Below are 12,518 nucleotides of genomic sequence, written 5' to 3'. Positions count from 1 at the left end.
GGTATGGTAACTCAATGGTGGGGGGAGGGGGCATGGCTGGGGGGATGTTGGCGGATTGCGTGTGGGGGCGCATGTCTTGAGTTTTGCAGTGCCTATGAGATCGAGCGCCGCCCGCGCGGCGCTTCGCAGCACAAGGCTGCTCCCACATCTGTTTCGGGCCAGTGAGGCCTGGGAAATCTGCGCGCGACCGCCTTGTTTGTCCGTCTCGATATCAACGTGAGCACCACGGGGCCGCGCGCCCATGCCACAGGATTAATTGGCCCGAAACAGATGTGGGAGCAGCCTTGTGCTGCGAAGCGCCGCGCGGGCGGCGCTCGATCTGATAGGCGCTAAAAATACCCATGTCATGCACCCCAACCTCACCCCCACCCCTCATTTCGGATACAACGGCGGCAAGCTCCCGGTCTCCCCCGACGGCAGCAACACCTGCTCAGCCGGCGGAATCGTCCCGATCGCGCGCCACAAATCCTCACCCTGCCAATACTGCCCGCTCTCGCTGTACAACGCCCCGTTCAACCCATCCAGCGCATCGGACAACGGCACGAACCGCGCAGCCATCTCCGCCAGGGTCTCCGGCTGCTGCCGCGCCCAGGCGTCCAGCGCTTGGCGTGTGGTCTGGGGGTCGTTGGCCTGGCAGGCGCGCTTGAGGTCGTCCAACAGCGTGCGGGGGCTTGGGCCTTGTTGCGCGGCGCGCAGTACCGCGGGTTGTGAACGGGCACGCCACCACAAGGCGAAGCCCAGCAATGTGGTCAGGGCAAACACCAGCGTGGCCAACTGCCATGGCCACAACAGGCTATTGCCCGCACGGGTGTCGCCGACCGGCGTGTCGGCGCTCAGGGCCGGGTTGTCCTGCACGTTCAGGGTGCGCGCCGGCAGGCTGGTGTGCTCCAGGTGGTCTTCGCGGGTGTTCCACCAGGCCACCTCCAGCGCTGGCAAGGCCAGTTCGCCGCTGTGGGTCGGCACCAGCGCTTCGCGCTCTTCGCGGTTGGCGGTCATGCCGCGCTCGTTGATTTCGTTGCGCAGCAGCGGCTGGTCGGGGTAGCGGCGCAGGCCCGTGATTTCGGTGGCCGGCAGCGGTGGCAGCTGGGTGCTGGACAAGCCGTCGGCGCGCAAGGTGATGTTGCGGGTGAGCGAATCACCGATCTGCGTCTGCTGGCTGCCCGGGTCGGGGTTCCAGTGTTCTTCAAGGGTGAGGCTGCGTGCCGGCAGCCAGGGCGCACCGGCTGGCCAGGCTGCTGGAATCGGGCGCACGTCCAGGCGCAGGGGCAGCGAGCTGACCTGGATCTGGCGGCCGGCACGCGGGGCGGCCGTGGCGGATTGTTCGTTGTCGGCGCTGGCAGCCGCGGTGGCGGTGAAGGTCAGCGCCGGCACTTCGAGGCTGCCACTTTGCTGCGGGTAGACGGCATAGCGGGTTTCGATCACCCCGTGGCGCACGCCGTTGATTTCTTTCTCGTAGGTGCGCGACTCGCCCAGTGGCTCGACCTTGGCGTTTTCCAGCTGCAGTGGGCTGAGGCTGCTGTCGTCATACAGCGCCACCGAATGGTAGATGCGCAAGGTCAGCACGGCTTGGGCCTGAACATAGACCTCGTTGCTGTCCAGGGTCGCCTCGATGAACACCTGGGAGGCGCTTTCCTGGCGGCTGGCATCGGCTTGCAGCACTTGCAGGTCGATGGCCTGGCTGCGCGACTGGCCCAGTTGCAGCTCCGGGATGCGCAGGCTGCCGCTGCGCCGTGGCAGCAGGGTGATGATCCAGCGGGTGCTGGCGCGGGTCTCGCCATCGAGGGTGTGCAGGCTGTTCAGCTGGCGTGTGCCACGCACTTCGAAGTCGCCTTCAAGGGCACGCAGGTCGGGTTTGCCGAACTGGGTCACGTCCTGGCTTTCGAGGGTCAGTTCCAGGCTTTCGCCGGCCTCCAGGCGGGTACGGTCGACGCTGGCTTGCAGCATGGGCTCGGCCTGGGCCATGAAGGCCCATGAGACACCGAGCAGAAAGACGCCGAAGCGACTCATCGTGAATTGTCCTGATGCAATTGCTGTTCATACCAGAATTTGCGCCGCAGCAGCTCCGCCGGGTTGTCGGGGATCTCCCGCAGCCATTGTTCAAGGGCCTGACGCTGTTCGGCGTCGAGGTTGGTCGACACCGGGCGCTGGGGTGGCACGGTGACGCTGTCGTCGGCGCCCCCCTGGTTGCCGGGTGTGGCCTGGCTGTTGGTGCTGCCTTCGCCGGGTTCTTCGGCGTTGGCGGGTTCGTCATTGCCAGGGGTGCCCTGGGCCGGGCTGCTGGCCGAACTGCTGTTGCCTTCGGTTTCGCTGCCGGGTGTGCCTTGGGCCTCGTTGCTGGCGGGTTGTTCTTCGGCCTTGGCCTCGCGCTGTTGCAGCAGTTGCTGGACCAGTGCCTGGTTGTCCAGTGCCGGTTGCAGGTCGGGTTGGCGCTCCAGGGCCTGCTCGTAGGCATCCAAGGCGGCTTCCAGCTCGCCACTGCGGGCCAGGGCATTGCCTCGATTGTAGTGGTCCGCTGCCGTGTTGCCTTGGGAGAATGCCTGGGCGGCTCCGGCGTAATCGCCAGCCTGGTACAACGCCATGCCGCGCCACTGTGGATTTTGGAAATGCCGTGCGGCGCTGGCCGGGCGGTTCTGTTCGAGCATGCGCTGGCCCTGCTGGTCGGGGCGCAGCCACAGGTCGTTGAACTCGAAGGCCTGGCTTGGCTGCGGCAAGGCCAGTAACAGGGGCAGGCAGAACAGCCAGCCGCGACGACCGGCGCAGGCCGCCAGCAGTAACAGCGGAATCAGCAGCCAGTAACCCTGGTCTGCCCAGCTGTCCAATTGCAGGGTCTGGCCGTCGCTGCGTGCGGTGCGCGGGGTGTCGAACAGGCCCAGGCCGCGCAGGTCGAGGTCGTCGACCCGGGCATTGCGGTAGCGCCCGCCGGTGCCGCTGACAAATGCCTTGAGGCTGGCGCTGTCCAGGCGCGGCAGCAGAATTCCGCCTTGGTCGTCTTTAAGGAATTCGCCATTGGCTTGTCGCACCGGTGCCCCGTCTCGGCTGCCGATGCCCAGCATCAGCAGGCTCGGGCCCTGGCGGCCGAGGGCCTGCGTGATGCCCTCGCGCTCCGCTGCGCTGAGCGAGGAGCCGATCAGCAGCAGGCGCCCTTGCCCCAGGCCGCTCTGGGCCAGCAGGGCCAGGCCTTTTTGCACGGCCAGGTCGGCGCGCTGGCCGGGTTTGGGCATGATCGAAGGGTCGATCGCCTCCAGCAGGTTGCGGGTGGTGCCCAGGTCATCGGACAGTGGCACCAGGGTGTGGGCGGACCCTGCGTAGACGATCAGCGCGGTCTGGCTGTCGTGGCGGCGTTCGAGCAGGTCGAGGACCTTGCGCCGGGCCTGCTCCAGCCGGTTGGGCGGGCTGTCCTCGGCGAGCATCTGTGGGGTCAGTTCGAGCAGGATGACCAGCGGGTCGGCAGGGCGCTGCCGGCTCTCTTCCACGCGCTGCCAGCTGGGCCCGAGCAGGGCCAGCACCACCAGCGTCCACGCCAGGCCCAGCGCCACCCAAGGCAGTTTGCTAGTGCTGCCGCTGCCGCCCCCGAGCAGCACGGCGTGGAACGCGGGCGGCAGGATCATCTGCCAACGCCCGGCGCGTTTGCGTCGGTGCCACAGCTTGAACAGCAACCAGCCGAGCAGCGGCACTACCAACAGCCAGAGCGGGCGCAACCATTGTGGCCACAGGTCGATCATCGCCGTTTCCTCAGGCGCAGGCGTTTGAGGCGCTGGCGCCATTCTGGGTGCGGCTGCAGAAAGCGCGGTTTGCGCAGCAGGCGCTGCAAGCGGTTGTCTGGCCACTGCACGGCCACCACCAGCAGCACGCTGAGCAACAGTGCCAGGGCCAATGGCCAGGCGTACAAGGCCTTGGCGGTGCGCGCCTGGGTTGGCTGCTGAGCCACTGGCTCCAACTGGTCGAGGGCGTCGCCGATGGCGTTCAGTTCGGCGCCGTCGTGGGCGCGGAAGTAGGCGCCGTGGGTCAGCTCGGCAATTTCCTTGAGCGAGGCTTCGTCCAGGTCCAGGCTCGGGTTGAGGCCCAGCAGGCCGGGCGTGCCGCTGGCCTCGGGGTTGGCGCCGATGCCGATGGTATAGATGCGCACGCCTTCCTGGGCGGCCAGGCGGGCGGCGGTCAGTGGGTGGATCTGCCCGCCGTTGTTGGCGCCGTCGGTGACCAGCACCAGCACGCGGCTTTGTGCCGGGCGCTGGCGCAAGCGTTTGACCGCAAGGCCGATGGCATCGCCGATGGCGGTGTTCTTGCCGGCGATGCCGATCTGCGCTTCGTCAAGGAAGGTGCGCACGGTACGCCGGTCGAAGGTCAGCGGCGCCTGCAGGTAGGCCTGGCTGCCAAACAGGATCAGCCCAACCCGGTCGCCTTCGCGGTCCTGCAGAAAGTCGCCAAGCAGCGCCTTGACCAGGTCGAGGCGGCTGATTTCGTCGTTCTTCCACTGCATGTCGGGGAAGTCCATGGAGCCGGACACGTCCACCGCGACCAGCAGGTCGCGGCCGCTGGCGGCCACCGGTACCGGGTCGCCGAGCCATTGCGGGCGGGCCGCGGCCAACAGCAGCAACAGCCAGATGATGACAAAGGGCGCTTGCTGGCGCCAGGTGGGCAGGTTGAGCCGTGCCCGGCGCCCGGCCAGGCCTTCCAGCTCGTTCAGGAAGCCCACTTTGAGCACCGGCTCGCCACTGTCGGCGGCTGGCAACACCAGGCGAGCCAGCCACGGCAGCGGCAGCAGGGCGAACATCCACGGCCAGGCCAGTTCAAACATGCTTGCGGATCCAGGTTTCGACGGCCTGGCTAAGCCCGACGATGGCTTTGTCGTCGAGTTTGCACTCAGGCTTGTAGGCGCCTTCGACCAGCACCATCCAACGCGTGAGGCCGGCGGCCGGGCAGCGGTTGTCGAGAAACGCCAGCCACTGGCGGCCGTTGAGGGTATGGCTGTTGGCGCCCGGGTAGTGGCTGCGGCACAGGCGCTTGAGCAGGGCATTGATCTGTTGCAGCCAGGCGCCGGCCGGGGCGCCGTCATACGGGCGTGGCAGCTGGGCAAGTTCGGCCAGGGCGGCCACGCGTACCGGGTCGAGCGGTTGCTCGGCGCGCACGATGCGGCGTTTGCGCGGGCGCCAATGGCGTACGCGCCACAGGCCCCAGGCAAGCAGCGGCAGCAAGGCCAGCAATACCCACCAACCCGGTGCCGGTGGCCACAGGCCGACTGCCGGCGGGGCAATCAGCGGTTGCAACTGGTCCAGCGGGGTCATTTGCTGCTCCCCGGGCGCTGGGCGTTCAGGTATTCGCGCAGTTGCTCGATCATCTCGCTTTGCGTACTCAGCGGCATCAGCACTACGCGCAGCTTCTGTGCCATCAGTTCCCAGCGGGCGATACGTGACTCGGCCTGCTGGCGGTAAGCCTGGCGCAAGCTGGCGTCGAGGGTGTCGAGCTCCAGTTGCGCGCTGCGCTGGGCGAAGCGCAGCAGGCCGGCTGCGGGCAGGGCATGATCGAGCGGGTCGGAGACCGGCAGCAGCAGCAGGTCGCAGTGGCGCGAGAGCATGGCCAGGTGCTGTTCGACCTGGTCGGTCAGCGAGCGCTCGTCGCAGATGACGATCGCCAGGCTGCCAGGGCGCAGCACTTCACGCGCCCGGCGCAAGGCCAGGCCCAGGCTGTCGGCCTGGGGCGTGGCTTCGGTGTGCAGCGCCTGGTTGACCTTGGCCATGCGGTTAAGCAGCTGCAGCAGGCTTTGCTTGCTGCGCCGGGGTTTGATTTCGTGGTGTTCGTTGTCGCCAAACACCAGCCCGCCGATGCGGTCGTTGTGGCCCAGTGCCGCCCAGCCGAACAGGGCCGCAGCCTGGGCCGCCAGCACCGACTTGAACATCAGCCCCGAGCCGAAGAACAGCCGCTGGCTCTGTTCGACCAGGATAAAGATCGGCCGCTCGCGTTCTTCATGGAACAGCTTGGTGTGCGGCTCCTGGGTGCGGGCAGTGACCCGCCAGTCGATGTTGCGCACATCGTCGCCAGCCTGGTACACGCGCACTTGGTCGAAGTCCACGCCGCGCCCGCGTAGCTTGGAGTGGTGCAGGCCCACCAGCGGGCTGCGCTGGCCGGGCCGGGAAAACAGCTGGATTTCGCGCACGCGGTGGCGCATGTCGATCAGCTCGGCAAGGCCGATGCGGATGCCGGGTTCGGCCAGCTGCGCGGTGGGCATGGGGTCAGGCAACGGCGACGACGTCGAGGATGCGCTGGACCACGCGGTCCTGGTCGATCCCCGCAGCCTCGGCCTCGAACGACAGGATGATGCGGTGGCGCAGCACATCGAACAGCACCGCCTGGATGTCCTCGGGGCTGACGAAGTCGCGCCCGGCCAGCCAGGCGTGCGCACGCGCGCAGCGGTCCAGCGAGATCGAGCCGCGCGGGCTGGCGCCGTAGGCGATCCAGTCGGCCAGTTCGGCGTCGAACTTGGCCGGCGTGCGCGTGGCCATGACCAGTTGCACCAGGTATTCCTCCACGGCATCGGCCATGTACAGGCCGAGGATTTCCTTGCGCGCGGCAAAAATGGCCTGCTGGCTGACCCGGCGCTCGGGCTTGGTCTCGCCGCCCAGTGCCTCGCCGCGGGCCTGCAGCAGGATGCGCCGTTCCACCGCAGCGTCGGGGAAGCCGATTTTTACGTGCATCAGGAAGCGGTCGAGCTGGGCTTCGGGCAGCGGGTAGGTACCCTCCTGCTCGATGGGGTTCTGGGTGGCCATGACCAGGAACAGCGGTGACAGGTCGTACGTGCTGCGGCCCACGCTGACCTGGCGCTCGGCCATGGCTTCGAGCAGCGCCGACTGGACCTTGGCCGGGGCGCGGTTGATTTCGTCGGCCAGGACCAGGTTATGGAAGATCGGCCCCTGCTGGAAGACGAAGCTGCCGGTTTCCGGGCGGTAGATTTCGGTGCCGGTAATGTCGGCCGGCAGCAGGTCGGGGGTGAACTGGATGCGATGGAACTGCGCCTCGATGCCTTCGGCGAGTTCTTTGATGGCTTTGGTCTTTGCCAGCCCGGGGGCACCTTCGACCAGCATATGGCCGTCGGCCAAAAGCACGATCAACAGCCGCTCGACCAGCTTTTCCTGGCCTAGGATCTGGGTGGAAAGAAAGGTGCGCAGCGCGATCAGCGCTTCACGGTGTTCCATCGGCGACGGTTCCTGGTATTGGGCCGCAGGCGCGCTGGGAACAGCTGCCTCGGCAAGGGGTGATACTTTAATCTATCCGGGGGGGTGGCGACCAATGGCGGCTGGCAAATTTATCCAGGCCGTCGGGCGTGGGCTTGTCGACAAGTCCTGCGCAATCTTCGGCGTCGGCTGATAGTCGGCCGCTGTGCCCTGGCGCTTGCTGATGCTCTTTGAGCAAGCAGGACGCAGGATGATGCAAACCCACCGCAGTACCTTCGATACCCCTGCGCCAACGACTTTGCGCGTTGGCGTGTTCTTTGATGGCACCGGCAACAACCTGGGCAATGCCACGGCGGCGGGCCAGGCTGCTGGGCCGCTGGCAGGTACCAGCTATGGCAATGCCTGGAGCAATGTGGCCTTGCTGCATGCGCTGTACCCAGCCCCCGGCAGCCCTGCGCCGGGAGCGATGGCCTTTCTCAAGCTGTATGTCGAGGGCATCGGCACCACTGCGGGGGCGGCGGACTCCAGTTTTGCCTCGGCCACCGGGCGTGGGCGTACCGGCGTCGAGGCGCGCGTCGCCGAGGCCGTGACAATGATTGCCGACCAGTTGCGGGGCTGGTGCTCGGCGTATCCGCAGTCGCGGCTTGCGCGGGTCGAGCTCGACCTGTTCGGGTTCAGCCGTGGCGCCGCTGCCGCCAGGCACCTGGCCAATGTGCTGTGTGATGATGCGAGCAACCTGTTGGGCACCTCGTGTGCTGTGTGCATCAACTTCATTGGCCTGTTCGACACCGTGGCGGCCATCGTCGCGCCGTTGCAGGGGGACTTCGACCCCGCTGACGCTCGCCACGGCGGCTTGCGCCTGGGCCTGGGCAAGGGCATTGCGCGGCACGTGGTGCAATTGGTGGCCGGTGACGAGCGCCGGCATAACTTCCCGCTGGTGCGCAGCGAGGGTGACATTGTCGTGCCGGGCGTGCACTCGAACATTGGCGGGGGCTACCTGCCGTGCATGCAGGAGCAGGTGCTGCTGTGCAAACCGCAGTCGCAGCGGGTGCCTGTGCGCACAAAAGCCGAATGCACCCGTGCCTACTCGGCGGCCAGCGCCTTGCTGACGTCGGCGTTTGCTGAGTTGGGCGAACCACGGCCGCGGGTGCTGACCTGGGAGCGGCCGATTGCCGGCGGCAAGCCGGACGAGGCGCAAAAGCAGGTGTATGCGGCGGTTTATCGGGAGAGGGGCGTGGCCGGCCATCTTTCCCGGGTGTACCTGAGCATCATGCGTGAGTTGGCAGTGCGTGGTGGGGTGCCGTTTGCCGAGTTGGGCGGCGATGAAGCCCATCGGCTGCCCGATGACTTGCTGGACATCAGCCGCAAGCTGCATGGCTTTGCCTTGGGTACCCGCCCCGACGCCGGCCTGACCGAGGACGAGCAGCGCCTGCTGCGCGACAAGTACATCCACACCTCGGCGCACTGGAACCCCGTGAAGGGCCTGCGCAACAGCACGCTGGACGTGCTGTTCGTCAATCGACCTGGCGAAGCGGGGCGGGTGGAGCATGCAGACCCGATGGTGTGATTACGGCTGAGTACGTTTGAACCCAGGGGCGCGCCCGTTCAGTACCGCGTAGGCCAGCAGGCCGATGATCAAGCCCCAGAAGGCCCCGCCGATACCCAACAGGGTGATGTTGGCAGCGGCTGCAAGAAAGGTGATCAGCGCGGCTTCGCGTGACTTCGCGTCGGCCATTGCACTGGCCAGGCTGGTGCCAATGGTACCCAGCAGCGCAAGGCCGGCGAGGGTGGTGATGAAGGTGGCAGGGAGTGCCATGAACACGCTGGCAAGCGTGACGCCGAATACCCCCACAAGGATGTAGCAGACCCCTGCGGCGATCCCCGCGATCCAGCGTTTGGCCGGGTCTTCATGGGCTTCCTTGCCGGTGCAGATGGCGGCGGTGATGGCCGCGAGGTTGAACGCGTGCGAGCCGAACGGCGCCATGAGCAAGGAGCCCAGGCCGGTGACTGCGACAATCGGGTTGGCGCTGGTCTTGAAGCCGTCGTTGCGCAGCACCAGCATGCCGGGCATGTATTGCCCGGTCAGGGTGATCAGGAACAACGGCAGCGCGACGCTGAGGGCCGCATTGAGGGTAAAGGCCGGGGCAGTGAACACCGGTGTCGCGATTTCCAGCGTCAGTTGCGAAAGGCCGGCCTGCCCCTGGATCAGCAGGTAAGCAAGGCCAAGGACGAGGATGCCTACGACTGCGTAACGGGCAGTAAAGCGTTTGAACACCGCGTACGCCACGATGAGCAACCCGGCCAGCACCGGGTCGACCGACAGGCCGGCAAACGCGCCGATGCCGAACTGTAAAAGAATGCCGGCCAGCAGCCCTGCCGCGACCCCGCCAGGGATGATCCGGACCAGCCTTTCGAAGTACCCGGTCAGGCCCAGCACTACGAAGCCGGCAGCGGACAGCAGGTACGCGCCAATGGCCTCGGCATAGGGCACGCTGGCCAGTGCCGTGACCAGAAACGCGGCAGCCGGGGTGGACCAGGCCGTTATCAAGGGTTCACGGCTGTACCAGGACAAGACAAGCCCGGTGATACCTACCCCGATCGACACCGCCCAGACCCATGAAGAGGTCAGCTCCGGGCTTAGCCCGGCGACCTTGGCTGCCTGGAACACCAGGATGAACGTGCCGCCGTAGTTGACGATGACCGAAACCAACCCGGCGATGGCGGGGTGCAGGATGTCGGTCAGCCCAAGCGATGCCGATGGGTGTTGAGCAGGCGTTGTCACAAGTGGCCTCCGTGCTTATGTGATTGAGGGGTCCCTCTGCGCGTGTTCGCGCAGAACGATGATCGCCAGCGTGGCGCACGCCGTGTAGGAGCAGCCTTGTGCTGCGAAGAGGCCGGTGACAACACCGTGAATAGTCGCAGCTATTACGGCCCTCTTCGCAGCGCAAGGCTGCTCCTACACGGTGCTGCTAGGTGCGGGCAGCTGAAGCGTCCAGCAAGCCTTTCAGGTAGGCACTGCCTTCAGCGTCCAGGGGTTGCAGCGGCAGGCGCGGCGCCCCCACGTCCAGGCCAAGCATTTTCAGCCCGGCCTTGATGGTGGTGGGCAGGCCGCGCTGGGTGATGTACGCCAGCAACGCGTACTGTTGGTAGAACAGTGCCCGTGCTTCAGCCAGCTCGCCCTTCTGCACGGCGTCCCACAAAGCCAGGTTCAGTGCGGGGATCAGGTTCGGCGCTGCGGTGCACCAGCCGGCGGCGCCGGCAACCAGGGCTTCCAGGGTGAGCGGGTTGCAGCCGTTGTAGAACGCCACCTTGCCATCGGTCGCGGTGTACAGGCGGTGCATGCGCTGAATGTCGCCGGTGCTTTCCTTGACCATGGTCACATTGGCCACCTCGCCGAGGATGCGCAGGATCAGCTCCACCGACAGGTCGGTGCCGCTGGTGCCCGGGTTGTTGTACAGCATGATCGGGATGTCGATTGCCGCGCCGACCGCCTTGTAGTGGTCGACCACCTCAGCCTCGGTCAGCTTCCAGTAGGAGATGGGCAACACCATCACCGCCGTGGCCCCGCACGCCTGGGCCAGGCGGGCGCGCTGCACGGTACGTGCGGTAGTCAGGTCAGAGACGCTGACCACGCTGGGCACGCGGCCAGCGATTTTTTCGAGGCTGTAGCGCACCACCGCTTCCCACTCGGCCTCGGACAGGTAGGCACCTTCGCCCGTGCTGCCCAGCGGGGCGATGGCGTGCACGCCGGCCTGGATCAGGCTGTCGATGGATGTGCCCAGGGCGGCTAGATCGACCGAGCCGTCTGCCGCGAAGGGAGTGATGGTGTAGCCGATGACGCCGCGAATTACAGATGTAGACATGACCAGGCACCTTTGCCGTTGTTCAGGAAGGGGGACAGCTGCAATCAGCCCAGGCATTCGCCATGGGCACGCAAGGCCCGGCGCGCGTAATAGCTGAACGCGGCGCCATGGCGTTTTGGCGTGGAAATCCAGTCATGGGCTTCTTTGCCAAGTGCTTCGGGGATGGGGCGGATTTCACCGGCGCCCATGGCCAGCAACTGCATCCTCGCCGCACGTTCGAACAGCAGGGCGAGCACGCAGGCTTCTTCGATCGAGCGACCGGCGATCAGCAGGCCATGGTGGGAAAGCAGAATCGCCCGCTTGTCGCCGATGGCACTGGCGATGATCTCGCCTTCTTCGTTGCCCACCGGCACGCCTGGCCATTCCTTGAGGAAGGCGCAATCGTCGAACAGCGGGCAGAGGTCCATGTGCGAGATGGCCAGCGGCACTTCGAGCATCGACAAGGCTGCGCTGTGCAGCGGGTGGGTATGGATGATGCAGTTGACGTCAGGGCGTGCGCGGTACAGCCAGCTGTGGAAGCGGTTGGCGGGGTTGGCCATGCCCTGGCCTTGCAGCACCGTCAGGTCTTCGTCCACGACCAGCAGGTTGGAAGCCGAGATCTCGTCGAAGCCCAGGCCAAGCTGTTGCGTGTAATAGGTGCCAGGTTCTGCAGCGCGTGCGGTGATCTGCCCGGCCAGGCCCGAATCGTGGCCGCCGTCGAACAGAATCCGGCAGGTCAGTGCGAGCTTCTGGCGCGGGGTGTAGGTGTTGTCGGCCAGCGCAGTCAGCATTTGCTGCTGGGCACGTTTGACGAGCTGGTCCTTGGGGGTCTGCATGGTCGTGGTCACAGTGGGTACCTGCACGGGATAAGGGCGATGACGTCCTGGTTGCCGTGGCTGGCTTGAGGACACACGTCGATCTTAATGACACTTTGTGTCATATGCAAGCGAAGTGTCATCGCGCCATGGCTCACCCCATGACGACCTGCGCAGGTATCACTTAAACGTGCTTGGCGGTGGCCTCTTTTTCCAGAATCCTCGCCCCTGCACCGTCCTTGCCCAGCACATCCTCGGGGTTGCGCAGCGGGCAGTCTTCCAGCGACAGGCAGCCGCAGCCAATGCAGTTGTCCAGGCTGTCGCGCAACGCTTCCAAGGTGCGGATGCGTGCGTTCAGGTCTTCTCGCCAGGCCGATGACATCTCACCCCACTGCGCTGCCGTGAGTTTGCTGTTCGGCGGGTAGCGGCCAAGGGCACGCTTGATGACCTCGAGGGGGATACCCGTGCGCTGGGCCACCTTGATGATGGCAATGGTGCGCAACACCAGCGCGGGGTAACGCCGCTGGTTGCCGGCGGTGCGCGTGCCGGCGATCAGCCCCTTGGATTCGTAGAAGTGCAGGGCGGATACCGCAACGCCACTGCGCTTGGCGACTTCGCCGACAGTCAGCAGCCGCGTGCTGTGGGTGGATGATTTGGCTGTCACACCTGTTGACCTCAAGTTAAGTTGAGCTCTT

The 12,518-nt window shown here is 66.2% G+C and carries 11 protein-coding genes; 1 reads left to right on the top strand and 10 read right to left on the bottom strand.

The window, feature by feature from the left end; genetic code table 11:
• Positions 1 to 372: 372 nt before the first annotated feature.
• The 6 genes from AC5PZ0_RS14165 to AC5PZ0_RS14140 are packed head-to-tail and all read right to left on the bottom strand — an operon-like array spanning position 373 to position 7,187.
• Positions 373 to 2,007 carry a BatD family protein gene (locus AC5PZ0_RS14165; protein WP_493855223.1) on the bottom strand — a complete coding sequence of 545 codons (1,635 nt, stop codon included), beginning with the start codon at positions 2,005 to 2,007 and terminating at the stop codon, positions 373 to 375.
• On the bottom strand, positions 2,004 to 3,722 hold the full coding sequence (locus tag AC5PZ0_RS14160) for a vWA domain-containing protein (protein WP_493855222.1): 1,719 nt from the start codon (positions 3,720 to 3,722) through the stop codon (positions 2,004 to 2,006). The genes AC5PZ0_RS14165 and AC5PZ0_RS14160 overlap by 4 nt, the downstream gene beginning before the upstream one ends.
• Complete coding sequence (locus AC5PZ0_RS14155) at positions 3,719 to 4,795, bottom strand: vWA domain-containing protein (protein ID WP_027596695.1); 1,077 nt, start codon at positions 4,793 to 4,795, stop codon at positions 3,719 to 3,721. Before AC5PZ0_RS14155 ends, AC5PZ0_RS14160 begins: the two co-directional genes overlap by 4 nt.
• Complete coding sequence (locus AC5PZ0_RS14150) at positions 4,788 to 5,282, bottom strand: DUF4381 domain-containing protein (protein ID WP_027596694.1); 495 nt, start codon at positions 5,280 to 5,282, stop codon at positions 4,788 to 4,790. Before AC5PZ0_RS14150 ends, AC5PZ0_RS14155 begins: the two co-directional genes overlap by 8 nt.
• Complete coding sequence (locus AC5PZ0_RS14145; protein ID WP_027596693.1) at positions 5,279 to 6,223, bottom strand: DUF58 domain-containing protein; 945 nt, start codon at positions 6,221 to 6,223, stop codon at positions 5,279 to 5,281. Before AC5PZ0_RS14145 ends, AC5PZ0_RS14150 begins: the two co-directional genes overlap by 4 nt.
• 4 nt (positions 6,224 to 6,227) lie before the next feature.
• Positions 6,228 to 7,187, bottom strand: a complete 960-nt coding sequence (locus AC5PZ0_RS14140) for an AAA family ATPase (protein ID WP_027596692.1) — start codon at positions 7,185 to 7,187, stop codon at positions 6,228 to 6,230.
• 229 nt (positions 7,188 to 7,416) lie between these two features.
• On the opposite strand from AC5PZ0_RS14140, the gene AC5PZ0_RS14135 reads away from it, so the two are divergent.
• Positions 7,417 to 8,733, top strand: a complete 1,317-nt coding sequence (locus AC5PZ0_RS14135; RefSeq protein WP_493855221.1) for a T6SS phospholipase effector Tle1-like catalytic domain-containing protein — start codon at positions 7,417 to 7,419, stop codon at positions 8,731 to 8,733.
• Here AC5PZ0_RS14135 and AC5PZ0_RS14130 read toward each other — a convergent pair whose 3' ends face one another.
• The 4 genes from AC5PZ0_RS14130 to soxR form a co-directional block, all read right to left on the bottom strand.
• Positions 8,734 to 9,948, bottom strand: coding sequence for a benzoate/H(+) symporter BenE family transporter (locus AC5PZ0_RS14130; protein WP_493855220.1), 1,215 nt, complete (start codon positions 9,946 to 9,948; stop codon positions 8,734 to 8,736).
• A gap of 187 nt (positions 9,949 to 10,135) precedes the next feature.
• Positions 10,136 to 11,029 (bottom strand): dihydrodipicolinate synthase family protein, encoded by an 894-nt coding sequence (locus AC5PZ0_RS14125; RefSeq protein ID WP_493855219.1) that lies wholly within the window; start codon positions 11,027 to 11,029, stop codon positions 10,136 to 10,138.
• Between the two features lie 44 nt (positions 11,030 to 11,073).
• Positions 11,074 to 11,844, bottom strand: coding sequence for an aldolase (locus AC5PZ0_RS14120; protein WP_189662755.1), 771 nt, complete (start codon positions 11,842 to 11,844; stop codon positions 11,074 to 11,076).
• A gap of 163 nt (positions 11,845 to 12,007) precedes the next feature.
• Positions 12,008 to 12,454, bottom strand: a complete 447-nt coding sequence (gene soxR / locus AC5PZ0_RS14115) for a redox-sensitive transcriptional activator SoxR (protein ID WP_099430951.1) — start codon at positions 12,452 to 12,454, stop codon at positions 12,008 to 12,010.
• Positions 12,455 to 12,518: the final 64 nt, after the last annotated feature.

The sequence above is a fragment of the Pseudomonas sp. 5.2 genome (assembly GCF_059025405.1).
This window is presented reverse-complemented; position numbering and strand designations above follow the sequence as displayed.